This is a genomic window from Haemophilus parainfluenzae (assembly GCF_036288925.1).
In the GTDB taxonomy this organism is placed as follows: Bacteria; Pseudomonadota; Gammaproteobacteria; order Enterobacterales; family Pasteurellaceae; genus Haemophilus_D.
In genome coordinates this window covers 1,088,162-1,104,629 of record NZ_CP127167.1, presented here as the reverse complement: position 1 = coordinate 1,104,629, position 16,468 = coordinate 1,088,162, and the positions used below count along the sequence as shown (strand labels likewise).

General features: G+C 35.0%; 18 protein-coding genes and 5 tRNA genes. 19 read left to right on the top strand and 4 right to left on the bottom strand.

Features of this window, described 5'->3' with window-relative positions:
- Nucleotides 1-91 precede the first annotated feature (91 nt).
- From QQS40_RS05640 to QQS40_RS05595, 10 genes are all read left to right on the top strand, one after another.
- Nucleotides 92-847 (top strand): beta-methylgalactoside transporter, encoded by a 756-nt coding sequence (locus QQS40_RS05640; protein WP_289901374.1) that lies wholly within the window; start codon nt 92-94, stop codon nt 845-847.
- A 1-nt stretch (nt 848) separates the two neighbouring features.
- A complete protein-coding gene (locus QQS40_RS05635) occupies nt 849-1,403 on the top strand; it encodes a septation protein A (protein ID WP_289901375.1) in 555 nt (184 codons plus the stop codon).
- Nucleotides 1,403-1,867: an acyl-CoA thioester hydrolase YciA gene (gene yciA / locus QQS40_RS05630; RefSeq protein ID WP_049372961.1), complete on the top strand. Its 465-nt coding sequence runs from the start codon at nt 1,403-1,405 to the stop codon at nt 1,865-1,867. The genes QQS40_RS05635 and yciA overlap by 1 nt, the downstream gene beginning before the upstream one ends.
- 11 nt (nt 1,868-1,878) lie before the next feature.
- Nucleotides 1,879-2,175, top strand: coding sequence for a YciI family protein (locus tag QQS40_RS05625; RefSeq protein ID WP_128787676.1), 297 nt, complete (start codon nt 1,879-1,881; stop codon nt 2,173-2,175).
- Nucleotides 2,176-2,241: 66 nt separating this feature from the next.
- A complete protein-coding gene (locus QQS40_RS05620) occupies nt 2,242-4,434 on the top strand; it encodes a transglycosylase SLT domain-containing protein (RefSeq protein ID WP_297569587.1) in 2,193 nt (730 codons plus the stop codon).
- A 32-nt stretch (nt 4,435-4,466) separates the two neighbouring features.
- Entirely contained in the window at nt 4,467-4,775 is a 309-nt protein-coding gene (gene trpR / locus QQS40_RS05615; RefSeq protein ID WP_289901377.1) for a trp operon repressor, read from the top strand.
- Nucleotides 4,753-5,499, top strand: a complete 747-nt coding sequence (mtgA, locus tag QQS40_RS05610) for a monofunctional biosynthetic peptidoglycan transglycosylase (RefSeq protein WP_289901378.1) — start codon at nt 4,753-4,755, stop codon at nt 5,497-5,499. The genes trpR and mtgA overlap by 23 nt, the downstream gene beginning before the upstream one ends.
- Before the next feature lie 586 nt (nt 5,500-6,085).
- Complete coding sequence (locus QQS40_RS05605; protein ID WP_010129411.1) at nt 6,086-6,298, top strand: helix-turn-helix transcriptional regulator; 213 nt, start codon at nt 6,086-6,088, stop codon at nt 6,296-6,298.
- The gene (locus QQS40_RS05600) at nt 6,291-6,569 is read left to right on the top strand and encodes a hypothetical protein (RefSeq protein ID WP_010129410.1); all 279 of its coding nucleotides are present in this window, start codon (nt 6,291-6,293) and stop codon (nt 6,567-6,569) included. The genes QQS40_RS05605 and QQS40_RS05600 overlap by 8 nt, the downstream gene beginning before the upstream one ends.
- Before the next feature lie 40 nt (nt 6,570-6,609).
- A complete protein-coding gene (locus QQS40_RS05595; RefSeq protein ID WP_329506670.1) occupies nt 6,610-7,359 on the top strand; it encodes a DEAD/DEAH box helicase family protein in 750 nt (249 codons plus the stop codon).
- Between the two features lie 1,006 nt (nt 7,360-8,365).
- Here QQS40_RS05595 and QQS40_RS05590 read toward each other — a convergent pair.
- Complete coding sequence (locus QQS40_RS05590) at nt 8,366-8,953, bottom strand: hypothetical protein (RefSeq protein ID WP_005644465.1); 588 nt, start codon at nt 8,951-8,953, stop codon at nt 8,366-8,368.
- A 229-nt stretch (nt 8,954-9,182) separates the two neighbouring features.
- Here QQS40_RS05590 and merR point away from each other — a divergent pair, with 229 nt between their 5' ends.
- The 5 genes from merR to QQS40_RS05565 all read left to right on the top strand — a co-directional run bounded on the left by merR (nt 9,183) and on the right by QQS40_RS05565 (nt 12,684).
- Nucleotides 9,183-9,575, top strand: a complete 393-nt coding sequence (merR, locus tag QQS40_RS05585; protein WP_005644354.1) for a mercury resistance transcriptional regulator MerR — start codon at nt 9,183-9,185, stop codon at nt 9,573-9,575.
- A 28-nt stretch (nt 9,576-9,603) separates the two neighbouring features.
- A complete protein-coding gene (gene merA, locus QQS40_RS05580) occupies nt 9,604-11,244 on the top strand; it encodes a mercury(II) reductase (RefSeq protein WP_329506666.1) in 1,641 nt (546 codons plus the stop codon).
- Between the two features lie 159 nt (nt 11,245-11,403).
- Nucleotides 11,404-12,105: a transposase gene (locus QQS40_RS05575; protein ID WP_329506664.1), complete on the top strand. Its 702-nt coding sequence runs from the start codon at nt 11,404-11,406 to the stop codon at nt 12,103-12,105.
- Between the two features lie 62 nt (nt 12,106-12,167).
- Complete coding sequence (locus QQS40_RS11265) at nt 12,168-12,407, top strand: transposase (RefSeq protein ID WP_329506662.1); 240 nt, start codon at nt 12,168-12,170, stop codon at nt 12,405-12,407.
- 16 nt (nt 12,408-12,423) lie between these two features.
- Complete coding sequence (locus tag QQS40_RS05565; protein ID WP_005644566.1) at nt 12,424-12,684, top strand: hypothetical protein; 261 nt, start codon at nt 12,424-12,426, stop codon at nt 12,682-12,684.
- Between the two features lie 86 nt (nt 12,685-12,770).
- Here QQS40_RS05565 and QQS40_RS05560 read toward each other — a convergent pair whose 3' ends face one another.
- The 3 genes from QQS40_RS05560 to gltX all read right to left on the bottom strand — a co-directional run bounded on the left by QQS40_RS05560 (nt 12,771) and on the right by gltX (nt 15,772).
- Entirely contained in the window at nt 12,771-13,934 is a 1,164-nt protein-coding gene (locus tag QQS40_RS05560) for a tyrosine-type recombinase/integrase (protein WP_329506660.1), read from the bottom strand.
- 239 nt (nt 13,935-14,173) lie between these two features.
- A tRNA-Ala gene (locus tag QQS40_RS05555) sits at nt 14,174-14,249 on the bottom strand.
- 80 nt (nt 14,250-14,329) lie between these two features.
- Nucleotides 14,330-15,772 carry a glutamate--tRNA ligase gene (gene gltX, locus QQS40_RS05550; protein ID WP_329506658.1) on the bottom strand — a complete coding sequence of 481 codons (1,443 nt, stop codon included), beginning with the start codon at nt 15,770-15,772 and terminating at the stop codon, nt 14,330-14,332.
- Between the two features lie 172 nt (nt 15,773-15,944).
- Between gltX and QQS40_RS05545 the strand changes: the two genes are divergently transcribed.
- The 4 genes from QQS40_RS05545 (at nt 15,945) to QQS40_RS05530 (ending at nt 16,398) form a co-directional block, all read left to right on the top strand.
- Nucleotides 15,945-16,020: transfer RNA gene (locus QQS40_RS05545), tRNA-Val, on the top strand.
- 44 nt (nt 16,021-16,064) lie between these two features.
- Nucleotides 16,065-16,140 (top strand) — tRNA-Val (locus QQS40_RS05540).
- A 59-nt stretch (nt 16,141-16,199) separates the two neighbouring features.
- A tRNA-Val gene (locus QQS40_RS05535) sits at nt 16,200-16,275 on the top strand.
- 47 nt (nt 16,276-16,322) lie between these two features.
- A tRNA-Val gene (locus tag QQS40_RS05530) sits at nt 16,323-16,398 on the top strand.
- Nucleotides 16,399-16,468 lie beyond the last annotated feature (70 nt).

Genomic DNA, 16,468 nt, shown 5'->3' with positions numbered 1-16,468 from the left:
TTTTTTTTAATCTAGAGCAATTCTTCGTATTTTTAGTTTTTTGATGTCAAAGCTTGTATAATTACCTCACTTTTTTTACCGAGAAAATAAGATGCAAATTAACTTTACTCAGATTTTTCAAGATAGCCTCAATTTTATGCGTAATCAGCGAAAAACCGTGCTGATTTTCGTTGGGATTTTTGTTGTCTCACAATTGATTAATGCATTAGTCAGTGTACCAATGCCGAGTTTGGGTGATAATCCTAATCCATCACAACAAGACATTATTGATGCATTAAGCAAAGTGGAGCCAACTGCTCTGATTGGATCTTTTGTATTCCAACAATTATTGATGTCTTTTATTGCGACCTTCGGTATTGCAACCATTCATCATATTAGCCAGCAAAACCAAAATCCGATTAATCAAGGTCTCATGCTGACATTACGTCGTTTTTTAGGTGTGGTGGTTTTAGATATTTTTATGAGCTTGCCGCTTTTATTTGGTATCGTTGATGTTATGAGTTCATTTTTAAGCAAAAATGCACTCTCCCCTCTAGCCTTTTTTTCAATGGTATTTGGCTTGTTTTTCTTTGTTCGTTTATGCTTATCGCCCGTGCATTATATTGCTTCCAATCAATCTATCGGGCAAAGTGCTTTACAAGTGTGGCGTGCGGGTGTTAAACGTAATGGCATATTGATTATTTATGCTTTGATCACTTATTTACTTCTACCTTTATTAGTGAATAGCGTTGGTGCAATCCTAGGTACATCATTTCTAAGTGTGATTTTTGGCATTTTGGTAGCATTATTTCAACTATTTATTTTAGTATTTACTTACCGTTTTTACAGTTTATTTATGAAGGCATAATATGAAGCAACTTCTTGAATTTATTCCTCTTGTTCTCTTTTTCATCACCTACAAAATGTTTGGGGTGCGTGAGGCGGCGATTGTCTTAGTGATCGCGACCATCATTCAGATGGTTGTACTAAAACTGAAATATGGCATGATTGAGAAACAACAAAAAATCATGGCAATTGCTGTCGTCTTTTTTGGTTTGCTCACTGCCTATTTCAATGAAATCAAATACCTACAATGGAAAGTCACGATTATTAATGCCTTATTTGCCATTGTTTTATTGGTTGCACAATTCCAATTCAATACGCCACTGGTGAAAAAGTTATTAGGCAAGGAAATCCAATTACCGAATAATGTGTGGAACAAATTAAATGTAGGCTGGGCAGGATTTTTTATTCTGTGTATGCTGGTAAATATTTATATCAGCCAAAATATGTCTGAAGATGCTTGGGTTGATTTCAAATCTTTTGGTTTACTTGGTATGACCTTTGTTGCAACAATTGTCAGCGGTGCTTATATTTACCGTTACTTACCTAAAGATGATCAAAAAAATGATGAGGAAAAATAATGGTTTCAAATCTTATCGATAAAGACGGTCGTCAATCTAAAGGCGTATTATTACTACGCACCTTGGCTATGCCTTCAGATACCAACGCCAACGGCGATATTTTCGGTGGCTGGATTATGTCACAAATGGATATGGGCGGAGCAATTCTAGCAAAAGAAATTGCTCATGGTCGCGTTGTCACCGTTGCCGTAGAAAGTATGAATTTCATTAAGCCTATCGCCGTCGGTGACGTGGTGTGTTGTTACGGCCAATGTCTCAGTGTGGGTCGTTCTTCTATTAAAATCAAGGTAGAAGTATGGGTGAAAAAAGTTGCCAGTGAACCAATTGGGGAACGTTACTGCGTGACAGATGCTGTATTTACCTTTGTCGCCGTAGGAAAAGACGGCAAATCCCGCTCTATTCCACGTGAAGGTAATCTTGAACTAGAACGAGCATTAGCCTCTATCGAAGAATTAAATTGTTAAAAGGATAAATGATGTATTACGTAATTTTTGCCCAAGATATTCCTGGTACTTTAGAAAAACGCCTTACTGTACGTGAGCAACATCTTGCTCGTTTAAAACAATTACAAGCAGAAGGTCGCTTATTAACAGCAGGTCCTAATCCTGCCATTGACGATGAAAATCCAGGCGAAGCTGGCTTTATCGGCTCGACTGTGATTGCTCAATTCGAAAGTCTGTCTGCAGCAAAAGACTGGGCTGCACAAGATCCTTATGTTGAAGCTGGCGTTTACGGTGATGTGATTGTGAAGCCTTTCAAAAAAGTTTTCTAAATAAAACGAACGCTACACTCAAAGACGGATCTAAATATCCGTCTTTCTCTTTATATGGAATCTCCTATGCGAGCACTTAAACACACGACAATTTCGTTATTGATTTTAACCGCACTTTCAGGCTCAGCTTTGGCTAATCAGCATGCCCATAAAAGCAAAAATGAAACAGCGCCACAAATTAACCTTGCAGAAGAACAAGCCAAATGGGCACAGCAACAGCACGCTCATGAATTAAAGCTGATTGAACAACGCGCGACTTTTCTGCAATTAGAGTCGCTCCTAAAAAGTGCGGTCAAAAATAATCATGTTTCTAATAATGCCAAATTATTTCTTGGGCTTATTGATTCTTTAAAAGGTTATCCATTGCAAACTGATGCTATAGCGGCTTATTTAGATGCACGTGTAAAAACCGTTAATCGCGATACACCTCGTGAAGAAGTGAATGCATTGCGAACAGACATTGAACAATTTATTCAGCAACATTCCTCTCATTTCCTACGTGGAAAATTAGAACAACGTATTTTTACGTTATTCACCAATGCTGAAGATACTCAATCTCTCGCCAAACTCAAGCCAAATAATTTAGAAACACAAATTGCCGTGCTTACAGCTAAATATCAAATAGAGGCAGCCAATACCAGTCAGACGACAGAAAACCAATCAAACGACAAGAATAAATCGGCTATTTTGTCTGAATATGAACAACTTTGGCTCAATAATGCAGAGCTTCCTAATGATGCTCAACTCTGGGCGGCTTGGTATTCACAAGGTGGACGCGCTGAAGAGAAGATCTATCAAAAAGCGGAAATGCTCTTCAGTAAAAATGATGCGAAAGGATTAGAAATACTCGCTAAAGAGTTAGAAAAAATTGAGAATGCTAAAGAAGATGAGCAAGTAGCCGCTCATTTAGCGCTCTATCAGGATCTCTTAAAAAATCCAGCCAATTTGAAAATACTTGCCGAGAAATTACCATTAATTAATGATAATACGAATAAAATCACCAATAAATTTGCTGTAGTGCTCGGTTTTGCTCGTTATTTGCGAACCATTCCGGAAAATATGAATGAGCCAACTTTCACTCCTTACGAGCAATGGGCTAAGACTTGGCAATTAAATGAAAGTGAATTACGTGGTTGGAAAATCGCCTTTATTAGCCGTTTCTTTGATAACGAAAGCCCTAACTTTGTGCAATGGCGCGATCAAGAAATCCTAAAACTCAATGCAGATAACCTCATTGAACGTCGTTTGCGTACGGCTATTTGGCAACAAACGGATTTATTAGGTTGGTTGAATGCCCTTTCAGATGAAGCGAAGCAAAAACAAGAATGGCGTTATTGGATGGCTAAAATAGCTGCTCAAGCATCCGATAAAGATGCGAAACAACGATTAGAAGCTTTATCGAAAGAACGTGGGTTTTATCCAATGTTAGCAGCGGTCAAATTAGGCCATTCCTACAAACTGGAAATGCCTAAAATTTCTCAAGAGTCCAATATCCAAGAGGAGTATTCAGCTGAATTAGCTGAGATTGCAGAACTGCGTCAATTAGATCGATTAGGCGCAGCCAAACAACGTTGGCGTTCTCTATTAGAAAAATTACCGCAAGAGAAACAACTTGCGTTAAGCCAATATGCAAATGAACAAAATTGGTTTGAATTGGGCGTAGATGGCTCAATTATTGCAAAAGCTTGGGATTATATCGACTTACGCTTACCAAATGCTTACAGTCAATATTTTGATATTGCCCTCAGTAATGGGAATCTCAGCGCAACGGAACCTCAAGCGATTGTGGATAATCGTGTAACCAAAACTTTTGCCATGGCCATTGCTCGCCAAGAAAGTGCTTGGAATCCAATGGCACAATCTTCTGCAAATGCTCGAGGATTAATGCAGCTATTACCGAGTACTGCACAAAAAACAGCAGAAAATCAGCAACTTCCTTATAACGGTGAGTTAGATTTATTTAAACCGCTTAATAATATTTTACTCGGCACGGCTCACTTAAATGAGTTAAATGCTAAATACCCTAATAACCGAATTTTGATCGCCTCCGCCTATAATGCGGGAGCAAGCCGTGTAGAAAAATGGCTTGCAAGAGCCAATGGCAAATTGGCTATGGATGAATTTATTGCCTCTATTCCATTCTTTGAAACGCGAGGTTATGTTCAAAACGTATTAACTTACGATTTTTACTATCAAAACCTACAAGACAAAGAAAAATTACAAACCTTTAGCAAAGAGGAATACGATCGGCTATACTAGTCGCACTAGTTTAATAGTATAGGGTTGTTGATATGTATATTAGTCGCAATTTAGAACAATGGAATGCTTTCCTCGCGACCTTGCAAACTGCATTTAAGCAAGGCAAAGCACAAGATTTCTTAACGCTTCTGCTCACGCCTGATGAACGTGATGCGGTGGGGTTACGTTTACAAATCGTAGCACAGTTATTGGATAAAAATCTCTCACAACGAGAGATTCAACAAAATCTCAATACCAGTGCAGCAACCATTACGCGTGGTTCTAATATGCTCAAAACAATGGATCCGGATTTTATAAACTGGGTGAAAAGCCAACTCGATGAGCAAGCTGCAAAAAACTAAGCGAATTCTGACCGCACTTTTACATCTTTTTCGCCCCTCTTGGTGGAAAAAAAATTGGCAACGGGTTGCGTGGCGTTTTTCTCTCGCAATCCTGGCATTTTTCATTTGCTTCCGCTTTATCCCTGTTCCCTTCTCTGCCTATATGGCACAGCAAAAAATCGGGCACTTATTACAGTTAGATTTCAGCTATTCAATCAAATACGATTGGGTGAGCCTTGATGAAATCTCACCGAATATGCAACTTGCGGTAATTGCCGCTGAAGATCAAAAATTTCCCAACCACTGGGGCTTTGATTTTGAAGCAATTCAAAAGGCCTTTAAATTTAATGAAAAATCTCGCCGAATCCGAGGCGCTTCAACGATTTCTCAACAAACAGCAAAAAACCTCGTTCTCTGGCATGGACAAAGTTGGTTTCGCAAAGGATTAGAAGTTCCCATAACGGCATTAATGGAAATCTTTTGGTCCAAAGAACGCATTTTAGAAGTGTATTTGAACATCGCAGAATTTGGTCATGGCATCTTTGGTGTAGAAGCAGCTAGTCGCTATTACTTCAAAAAATCAGCGAAAAACTTAACTCAATCAGAAGCGGCATTACTCGCTGCAGTTTTACCGAATCCGATTATCTATAAAGTGAATAAGCCTAGTGCATTAGTTCGTAAAAAACAAAGTTGGATTATGGGACAAATGAATGGATTAGGCTTAAATTATCTGAAAGAAATGTAGATTTTCCATAAAGAAAAAAACCTTGAAACTCACTTTAAGTTTCAAGGTTCTAAATTTGGTGGGATAATCTCACTTGAACTAGCAATATAAGACTTTGATTTATAATAACTTTATTTGTTGGGTTTGTGTTCAGTGTTACTATTGGTGTTACTAAAAAATGAAGTGATAGATTATCTATAATAATTAAAGCACTGGTATGCTACCTTGTGAGTTAATGGTAGCACAACAATAGGAAAATATCTAAAAAAGTAAAATAGTATTATTCGACTATTTTTTAGACAGAAATTTTTAAAAATTTTCTTAATGAAAACATTAGTTATATATGAGAATGAATAAGATAAGTTTCCTATGTTGGAAAGCAGAAAATTTGTTCAAAAAATGCTTGCAAGCAATCTGGAGGAAGTATAGGATGGTCTCAAGTTGATTTTAGTTAGACCATACAACAGTAAGGATTTCTTATTAATATATGAAATAGAGGCTATACGCCTTATCAAAAGTGATATTACAGATCATTTTTTTAAACGCAATAATATAAGGGTATTACTAACTAAAGAGTAATACCCTTTTTATATATAGGGGTTTTACCATGGATAGAATAATCAGGGTAAAAGAATTTTTAACGATATTAGGAATATCTAAAAGTACATTCTACACTTGGCAGGATAAAAGTTCTGCTTATTATAAGCCTAATTTTCCCAAAAAAGTTAGCCTAGGAGCTAACTCCGTAGGCTACTTTGAATCTGATGTAAATCGGTACTTAAACAACATTAAAAACCTAAATGAGGTGATCTATGCTTAAAACAGTAGATGATAAGATTTTTTCAATTATTAATAGGAAATTGCCATTAGAGAAACGTTTTAAGAAGTTAACTAGCAATGCTAGAAATGTCTTATACACATTAATCATAAAAAGTAAAAATGAAAATAAAGAAATAACGTTAACTACTTTCAACTCGGAATCTGTTTTTAACTTAAAAAGAGATTTATTCATTAAAGCTATAAATGAATTGATAAAAGTAGATTATTTAAAAAGAACTGAAATAGATAATATCTATATGCTAAAAATTTAAATCCAAGCCACTATTTAGTGGCTTTTTTATGGAGATTATTATGAAGAAAGAAAATGTAAGTTTTCCAGATAAATGGAAGGGATGGAGATTAAAAAATAATGAGATTGATTACAATGTAGATGATAATAACTATCTACTTTCTAGGCGTAACTATTTACTAGATAAAGTAGATGATAGCAGTTACAAACTTAAGAATAGCATAGATAGCTATTCAAATAGGCAAGTCTTAGCTTGGGGTTGCGGCTCAGGGAAAACCACAAATTTAAAGGTTCTTTGTGCTAATACTGATAAGTCTACTTTGATTATTGTAAAAACAAATGAAGAAATTAAAAGGCTTGTATTTGATGTTAAAGCATTAAATCCTAAACAGTCCATTTGTGGAATTTATAAAGGAAGCGATACATTAAAAGAATTAGAATGTAATATTTATGCTTTGTCAAAATATAGAATAGTAGTAACTAATAACTGGAGGGCTTTATATGAATCAAGCAATATATTTATTAACTATGATGATCCCATAAAGAAAGAGATAACAAAGAGAGAATTAGTTATCTTTGATGAATTCCAGACCCCTTATACGGATATAGTAGTAAAACATGAGAAATTATTAGTAGAACTTTATAAGAGAGAGTTGATATACGGAAAAGAGATAAGGCTAAATAAGGAGACAATTAAGAATATAATAAATTTTGACAAAAATATATTTAATGAATTATTTAATGATTTACCTGATATAAAAATGAAAAACTATATCATGAAAGAGTTAGCTGGCTATTCAATAAACTTATAGTATCTTTAGGAGATCTATCTAATACAGATATATCATCAGATATTATCATACACCAAGATATTAATGACTTTATAGATGAAGATACAAAATTAATTATTTTAGATGCCACAGCAGAATTTTTATTTGAAGGTAGTAATAATTGGAATATAGAAAGATATAATCAAAGTAAAGTAGTTATAAATAATAATATTTATTATGATACATTGTTATCAACACGAAGGACAAGAAAAAGTAATGAGAAACATAAAAAAGATATTGTTGAAGACATAAGAAAACTTGAGAAATATATTTCTATGAATAATGGAAATAAACATCTTGTTATTACATGGAATAATACATTTCATATAGAGAATCTACCTAACTTCATTAAAGAAAATATTAGTAAAGATTTGCGAGATAAATATGAGGTTATTCATTATAATTCAGGAAAGTGTAGAGCTACAAATGAGTATATAAAATATGATTCAATAATATTTTTTGGTGAGTGGTTTAATAATTCATTTCATGCAGAGACTTTCTGAAGTATTAAATACTAAAATAGAATCTAAAGATCTAGTAAAATCAGAAATAGTTCAAGCAATTTTTAGAACTCAAGCAAGAATAGGAAAGTCAGTATCTATCGCATTTTTTACAATTATAATGAGAAATTATTGGATGGATACGATTCATTTGAAGAAAGTATTAATAGTATATTGAATATAGAAGATAATGATTTTAAAAGAATGGTTAAAATGAGAAGAATATTAAATATAATGGAAAATGAATTGAATAAGAATACACTAAAAAAGTAAAAAACTTCATTCGTAAAATGAATATTTTAGATTTAAAAAATGAAATTATGGAAATTAAAACCAGCCTTAAAGAATTAAATGATATTGTTGATCATAAATTTAAATCTAGGAGAGATGTTATACCACTTCAAAATGCTCTCATGGAATACCTTAATATAAATTTAACTTTATAAAATAAAAGCCTAATAGGGAGTTAATCTATTAGGCTTTATTTTTTATTGAATAGTTACATAAAAATCTTTTCCATTATCACTACTTTCAATTTTATAACGTATAGGTGCTTTTATGCCACTGTTATATTGATTTCTATAAACTTCTATTGCTTGTTCATGTTCTCTAACCATTTTATCTAACTGTTCTTTAGTTTCAGATAAATATTTATCCCTTTCTTGTTGATAATAAATTTTTACTCTATTAATATCTTGAGGGTAAGATTCTTCTAAAATCCTAAGATTATCTTCAATATTCTTAACCTTATCATCCCTTTCTTGATTGAATCTATTTTTATGATGATTGTAATTATTAGAAAGTTCCTTTTTGTTACGTTCTAAAGACTCAGACACTTCTTTATCACTTGCTCCTGCTCTTTTATAGTTTTTAGCATCTAATTCGATTTGGCTAGACATTCTTTTATAATGATTTTCATTTTCTAGTAATTTTTGTTCTGAATCAGAAATAGCTTTATTTTTATCTGAAGAAAGACTGTTCTTTTTACTAGAATATTTATTTTCTAATTCAGATAACTGTTCTTTTTCTCTTTTATCCATTTTTAATGAAAATTCATTAAATGCATTTTTTAGCATTATTTCTTTTTTTGGGTCTTCGGAATATATAATGGAATTACTTTCTTAATAGTTTAAAAACAACTGGTGTTTAAATTGGATTTTCTGGTGGGATGTTAGGATAATCAATAGTATTATATAAAAGTATCAATCACATACGAGTGATACTTTGGGAAAAAAATAAAATAGTCCAATTTACTTGACCGTGTACTATGGTACATGGTTTATAATATTCAGGGGGTGAAATAAGATGATTTATCGCATTAGTGAGTTTGCAGATAAATGTGGAGTTAATAAAGAAACGATCAGATATTACGAGCGAAAAAATTTATTACAAGAACCTCACCGAACGGAAGCTGGTTATCGGATATATTCATATGATGACGTTAAGCGTGTTGGGTTTATTAAACGAATACAGGAACTTGGTTTCTCTTTAAGCGAGATTTATAAATTACTTGCTGTTGTAGATAAAGATGAAGTTCGTTGTCAAGATATGTTCGAATTTGTTTCTAAAAAACAAAAGGAAGTGCAAAAACAAATAGAGGATTTAAAACGAATTGAAACTATGTTAGACGACTTAAAACAACGATGTCCAGCTGAAAAGCAATTACATTCGTGTCCAATAATAGAAACATTAACATGAGAGATTAATTAACGAAAGGAGCTTTTTTATGAATAAATTTAAGGTAAACATTTCAGGAATGACCTGTACGGGTTGTGAAAAACACGTAGAATCAGCACTTGAAAAGATAGGTGCTAAAAATATTGAGTCTAGTTATCGTCGTGGTGAAGCAGTATTTGAACTGCCCGATGATATTGAGGTTGAAAGTGCAATAAAGGCGATTGATGAAGCAAATTACCAAGCCGGAGAAATTGAAGAAGTATCATCACTAGAAAACGTGGCGTTAATTAATGAAGACAATTATGACCTTCTTATTATTGGTTCTGGTGCTGCTGCCTTTTCTTCGGCAATTAAAGCTATAGAATACGGTGCAAAAGTTGGAATGATTGAGCGTGGAACGGTTGGGGGAACCTGTGTGAATATTGGCTGTGTTCCGTCAAAAACTCTTCTTAGGGCAGGGGAAATCAATCATTTATCAAAAGACAATCCGTTTATAGGTTTACAAACATCCGCTGGAGAAGTGGATTTAGCTAGTTTAATCACGCAAAAGGATAAATTGGTGAGCGAACTTCGGAATCAAAAATATATGGATTTAATTGATGAATATAATTTTGATTTAATTAAAGGTGAAGCAAAATTCGTTGATGCTAGTACGGTTGAGGTCAATGGGGCAAAGTTATCTGCAAAACGCTTTTTAATTGCAACAGGTGCATCGCCTTCGTTGCCCCAAATTTCAGGACTTGAAAAAATGGACTATTTAACTAGTACAACACTTCTTGAGTTAAAGAAAATACCAAAACGATTAACTGTAATTGGTTCAGGATACATTGGAATGGAGCTTGGACAACTATTTCATCATTTAGGTTCAGAAATAACGCTTATGCAAAGAAGTGAGCGACTTTTAAAGGAGTATGATCCTGAGATTTCAGAGTCAGTTGAAAAAGCGTTAATTGAACAGGGTATAAACCTTGTCAAAGGGGCAACTTTTGAGCGTGTTGAACAAAGTGGAGAGATAAAAAGGGTTTACGTAACAGTAAATGGCAGTAGAGAAGTCATTGAATCAGATCAGTTACTTGTTGCCACTGGAAGAAAACCAAATACGGATTCTTTAAATTTAAGTGCAGCAGGTGTTGAAACTGGAAAAAATAATGAAATCCTGATCAATGATTTTGGTCAAACAAGTAATGAAAAGATTTATGCAGCAGGAGATGTGACTTTAGGACCACAATTTGTATATGTAGCAGCCTATGAAGGTGGAATTATTACTGATAATGCTATTGGTGGATTAAACAAAAAAATAGATTTATCGGTAGTTCCTGCTGTTACGTTTACGAATCCGACGGTTGCAACGGTTGGTTTAACAGAAGAACAAGCAAAAGAGAAAGGGTATGATGTGAAGACATCTGTATTACCTTTAGATGCTGTTCCAAGAGCAATTGTAAACCGTGAAACAACCGGTGTATTTAAACTAGTAGCAGATGCAGAAACACTAAAAGTATTAGGGGTTCATATTGTATCTGAAAATGCAGGAGATGTCATCTATGCAGCATCATTAGCTGTTAAATTTGGCTTAACGATAGAAGATTTAACAGAAACCCTAGCACCATATTTAACAATGGCTGAAGGGCTAAAATTAGTTGCACTTACGTTCGATAAAGATGTTTCGAAATTATCTTGCTGTGCAGGCTAAGGGAACTTTTTTACAACTCCCTATTCAAGTGAACCAGCTAATGCTTTAAGGGATTTTCTAAGTGCATTTGTGGTCACAAAAATAATTTAACACTGATGATTTCAACATCAAATCTATAATTGATACCTTAACACCGCAGAGTAATAAAGGATGAATAATATGTCAGACTTATTATCCTTACCAGACATTAAAACAATAGAACCGCCACAAGAAAATGAAACCGATATGATGTTTAAAGTTGAAGCAGTCGGACCACCTGAATGTTGTCCTGAATGTGGTTTTGACAAGTTGTACAAACACAGTTCAAGAAATCAACTAATTATGGATTTGCCCATTCGTTTAAAGCGAGTGGGCTTACAATTGAACCGTAGACGATACAAGTGTCGTGAATGCGGATCTACCTTCTGGGAACGCCTAATATCTGTAGATGAAAAGCGTAGTATGACCAAAAGGCTTTTAAAGTCCATTCAAGAGCAATCCATGTCTAAGACCTTTGTAGAAGTCGCAGAAAGCGTTGGTGTTGACGAAAAAACCATTAGGAACGTTTTTAAGGACTATGTGGCACTCAAAGAACGTGAATACCAGTTTGAAACTCCTAAGTGGCTTGGGATAGACGAGATACATATTATCCGTAGACTTCGGCTTGTATTGACTAATATTGAACGCAGGACTATTTATGACATCAAGCCTAACCGTAACAAGGAAACAGTCATCCAACGTCTTTCAGAAATCAGTGACAGGACTTACATTGAGTACGTCACAATGGATATGTGGAAGCCCTACAAAGACGCAGTGAACACTATCCTTCCACACGCTAAAGTTGTCGTAGATAAGTTTCATGTAGTTAGAATGGCTAATTAAGCCTTAGATAACGTCAGAAAGTCTTTGAAAGCCCATATGAGCCAAAAAGAAAGACGTACCTTATGCGTGAAAGGTTTATCCTTCTAAAGCGTAAACACGATCTAAATGAACGTGAATCATTCCTCTTAGATACTTGGTTAGGTAATCTTCCTGCTTTAAAAGAAGCCTATGAACTCAAAGAAGAGTTTTACTGGATATGGGATACTCCTGATCCAGATGAAGGTCATCTTCGTTATAGTCAATGGAGACACCGTTGTATGTCCAGCAACTCTATATGCAAAAATTTAACGTGGAGAAACTAAGCTCAATCTTCATAAATTGGAGCAAATTGCCAATATCTTTAATATTGATGTTTTAGAACTAATCAAAAATGATGATAAGAATGTACTGTTCTTCATGAATGATCATAACACTAACTACTACGGTTCAAATGAGAATTTGACATCAGAAATCGATCGATTAAAACTAACTATTTCGCATAAAGATGAGCTATTGAAACAAAGAGATCTAGTGATTGAACAAAAAGATAGCGAGATTTCAGCATTGAAAGAGATTATTTCTTTGCTTAAATCGAAATAGACACTATCTATAATATACTTATTTTATCTAAATTATTTAACTATCAGAAAACGCTGTATAACCTATCTAAATCACTGCTAGCAGCATTATTTAGGGATATCCCTTCTTTTCTCCAAATAATTAGCATGATTATAAGCTAGGCTAACTTGGCTTCCTGTTTTATGTGCTAGACAAGCTTCAGCATGCTCATGTTGAACGCCTTGTTCTGCTAAAAAAGTTCTAGCCAATCCCCTTAATCCGTGTGCAGTCTGTTTATCTTTGTAACCCATCCTTTTTAGTGCCATATTAACAGTAGATGAACTCATTGCTTTCTTTAAATCACTTCTATGAGTAAACAAATATTTATTATGACCCGTCATTGGTCTTAGCTGTTCTATCAAAGCCATTACTTGGGATGATAATGGTACTGTATGTAGAAACCTCACTTTCATTCTTTCAGCAGGAATATTCCATTCTTTTTTATCAAAATCAAATTCGCTCCATGAAGCGTTACTTGCTTCACTAGGTCGAACCATTGTTAATAATTGAAATAAGATTAATAATTGAGTTTTCTTTTCAATCTTAGCACTATGTATTGATTTTATAAGGGTAGGAATTTCTTCAATACTTACTCTAGGGTTATTTCTTTGACGAACAGACTTGAATGTAGAGCTAATTTTTAGGCAAGTATTACTTTCAATTAACCCACTATTAACCGCAAAATTTAAGATTTCATTTAGATGACCGCATAGTCTATGAACCATATCTGGAGATCCATTTTCCACCACTTTCTTTAACATTTGGACTACTAAAGAAGGCTTAATTTCTTTAATAGAATATCGACCTATCAAAGGAAAAAGATGAAGCTCTAAGTTTCGCCAATATTTATTGATCGTTTTCTCTTCAACTTCTGAACTTTTTTTCTCTTTCCAAAGTTCTGCAACTTTCTCAAAGGAACTTTGAGTATCCATAAGCTGCTTTCTTTCTAGTTCTTCTCTATGTTTTTTAGGATCAATTTGTTGAGCTAATAATTTACGACAGTCATCTCTTAACATTCTAGCTTCAGCTAAGCTAACTATCGGATATGTACCTAGCCCTAAATTAGTCCTTGTACCAAGAATAGGTCGTATATAATTAAATAGCCATAATTTAGAGCCGTTAGGCTTAATTCTTAATAAAAGCCCATAACCATCACATAAGCTATACTCTTTTTCTTTTGGCTTAGCTTTTTTTATCTCCGTATCTGTTAAGGGAGTTGTTCTTCTTGCCATTAGATACCTCCAAAATGAAGTAACACTAAAAACTTTATAAATTTATTTTATAAATCATAAAGTTATAATTAATTTAGTAACACTATATGATCCTATCATAGCATGGTGTTACTATTAGTGTTACTAGAATTTGTGGATTTGGTTGGTTTCTATCGGACTTGTTAGAACAACAAAAAAGCCTTGATATGCTATATATCAAGGCTTTATCGGACTATATCATACTATATAAAATTAGAATTTGGTGGAGATAATCGGGATCGAACCGACGACCTCTTGAATGCCATTCAAGCGCTCTCCCAACTGAGCTATATCCCCAAATAACGCAAGCTATGATAAATTTCGGCTGATAAACTGTCAATATTGAAATAATCAAATCTTGTTTATCAGCCTAAATATTAAGCGTTTTGAGATTTAATAAAATCAATGGCACGTTGGATACGCGCTAACACACGTTCACGACCGATACCCACTAATGTCACATCCATCGAAGGTGATTGACCTGATCCTGTTACTGCCACGCGTAATGGCATCCCGACTTTACCCATACCCACTTCTAATTCAGCTGCGGTTTGTTCAATCGCTTCATGCGTAGAATGTAAATCCCAGCTAGAAAGTGCGGTCAATTTTTCTTTTACTTTTTCAAGTGGTTCAATCGCCGCTGCTTTAAAGTGTTTCTTCACTGCCGCTTCATCAAAACTTTCAAACTCTTCGAAGAAATAACGGCTTGCTGATGCCATTTCTTTTAAGGTTTTACAACGTTCTGCAAGCATCGTCACGATTTCAGTTAATGCTGGGCCATTTGATGTATCAATACCTTGATCTTTATAGTGCCATGCAAGGTGTTTGGCCACATATTCAGGTGGTAACTCACGAATGTAATGGTGATTTAACCACAATAATTTTTCAGTGTTAAATGCACTCGCTGACTTACTCACATGATCTAATTCGAAGAATTTAATCATTTCTTCACGTGTAAAGATCTCTTGGTCACCATGCCCCCAACCTAAACGAACAAGATAGTTGATTAAGGCTTCAGGTAAATAACCGTCATCACGATATTGCATCACACTTACCGCACCATGACGTTTTGAAAGTTTTTGACCATCATCACCATTAATCATGGAAACGTGCGCATATACCGGAATTGGTGCGCCTAACGCTTTTAAGATATTAATTTGACGTGGAGTGTTGTTAATGTGGTCTTCACCACGCACAACATGAGTAATACCCATGTCCCAGTCATCCACTACCACACAGAAGTTGTAGGTTGGTGAACCATCGGTACGACGAATAATTAAATCATCTAATTCGCTATTGCTGATTTCAATACGACCACGCACGGCATCATCAAACACGACTGAACCTTCTGTTGGGTTTTTAAAACGTACAACATGTGGCTCATCGGCTGAATGATTGTGATCATGTAAACAATGACGGTCATAACGTGGTTTTTCTTTGTTTTGCTCTTGTGTATGACGTAATTCTTCTAGGCGCTCTTTAGAGCAATAGCAACGATAAGCCAAGCCTTGCTCAATCATTTCATCAATCACTTGATTGTAACGCTCAAAGCGTTTGGTTTGATAGTAAGGACCATGCTCCCAAGCCAGGTTTAACCACTCCATCCCTTCAATGATTGCTGCTGTTGCTTCCGGTGTAGAACGCTCTAAATCGGTATCTTCAATGCGTAATACAAACTCACCGTTGTTATGTTTTGCAAATAACCAAGAATAAAGGGCTGTACGTGCGCCACCCACGTGCAAATAACCTGTTGGACTTGGGGCAAAACGCGTACGTACTTTTACATTCGGATCTAATTCAAAAGGAGGATCAATTTTCATTTTCTTAATAACCTATTCATTTACAAAAATTACCTTTATTTTACTACGACTTGCGTGACTTCTAAATAAAAAATCTGATTTTATGCCTATTTTTGCAACAACTAGACGCTTTTTCATAAAAATATATTGACTGAAATCTCATTATACTTATAATGCCAATCCACAACATTAAGGGCGATTAGCTCAGTTGGGAGAGCACCTCCCTTACAAGGAGGGGGTCACTGGTTCGAGACCGGTATCGCCCACCACTTTTTCCAAAGTAGACTTTAATGTTGTAAAAGTTTGACCAAGCGGGCGATTAGCTCAGTTGGGAGAGCACCTCCCTTACAAGGAGGGGGTCACTGGTTCGAGACCGGTATCGCCCACCACTTTTCTAAAGTGTTCTTTCCGCTCAAACTTTCCCATTATTTAAACGCTTTTCTTATGTGGGCGATTAGCTCAGTTGGGAGAGCACCTCCCTTACAAGGAGGGGGTCACTGGTTCGAGACCGGTATCGCCCACCACTTAATTTTAGTGTTTAAATAAATCCGAATACCTTTTCAGGTGCATCGGGCGATTAGCTCAGTTGGGCGAGTACCTCCCTTACAAGGAGGGGGTCACTGGTTCGAGACCGGTATCGCCCACCACTTTCTTACAATCCTTATTTAAATCATTCAAAGTCACATTAATTCTGTTTTATTTTATAAATAAAAACGG

Excerpts from the sequence above, each read along its gene's own strand:
- QQS40_RS05600 (WP_010129410.1), top strand. The coding sequence starts at position 6,291 with ATGCTTAAAACAGTAGATGATAAGATTTTTTCAATTATTAATAGGAAA.
- QQS40_RS05620 (WP_297569587.1), top strand. The coding sequence starts at position 2,242 with ATGCGAGCACTTAAACACACGACAATTTCGTTATTGATTTTAACCGCA.
- QQS40_RS05560 (WP_329506660.1), bottom strand. The coding sequence starts at position 13,934 with ATGGCAAGAAGAACAACTCCCTTAACAGATACGGAGATAAAAAAAGCT.
- QQS40_RS05605 (WP_010129411.1), top strand. The coding sequence starts at position 6,086 with ATGGATAGAATAATCAGGGTAAAAGAATTTTTAACGATATTAGGAATA.
- QQS40_RS05635 (WP_289901375.1), top strand. The coding sequence starts at position 849 with ATGAAGCAACTTCTTGAATTTATTCCTCTTGTTCTCTTTTTCATCACC.
- merA (WP_329506666.1), top strand. The coding sequence starts at position 9,604 with ATGAATAAATTTAAGGTAAACATTTCAGGAATGACCTGTACGGGTTGT.
- QQS40_RS05595 (WP_329506670.1), top strand. The coding sequence starts at position 6,610 with ATGAAGAAAGAAAATGTAAGTTTTCCAGATAAATGGAAGGGATGGAGA.
- QQS40_RS05625 (WP_128787676.1), top strand. The coding sequence starts at position 1,879 with ATGTATTACGTAATTTTTGCCCAAGATATTCCTGGTACTTTAGAAAAA.
- QQS40_RS05575 (WP_329506664.1), top strand. The coding sequence starts at position 11,404 with ATGTCAGACTTATTATCCTTACCAGACATTAAAACAATAGAACCGCCA.
- QQS40_RS05590 (WP_005644465.1), bottom strand. The coding sequence starts at position 8,953 with ATGCTAAAAAATGCATTTAATGAATTTTCATTAAAAATGGATAAAAGA.
- QQS40_RS05640 (WP_289901374.1), top strand. The coding sequence starts at position 92 with ATGCAAATTAACTTTACTCAGATTTTTCAAGATAGCCTCAATTTTATG.
- trpR (WP_289901377.1), top strand. The coding sequence starts at position 4,467 with ATGTATATTAGTCGCAATTTAGAACAATGGAATGCTTTCCTCGCGACC.
- mtgA (WP_289901378.1), top strand. The coding sequence starts at position 4,753 with ATGAGCAAGCTGCAAAAAACTAAGCGAATTCTGACCGCACTTTTACAT.
- yciA (WP_049372961.1), top strand. The coding sequence starts at position 1,403 with ATGGTTTCAAATCTTATCGATAAAGACGGTCGTCAATCTAAAGGCGTA.
- gltX (WP_329506658.1), bottom strand. The coding sequence starts at position 15,772 with ATGAAAATTGATCCTCCTTTTGAATTAGATCCGAATGTAAAAGTACGT.
- QQS40_RS11265 (WP_329506662.1), top strand. The coding sequence starts at position 12,168 with ATGCGTGAAAGGTTTATCCTTCTAAAGCGTAAACACGATCTAAATGAA.
- merR (WP_005644354.1), top strand. The coding sequence starts at position 9,183 with ATGATTTATCGCATTAGTGAGTTTGCAGATAAATGTGGAGTTAATAAA.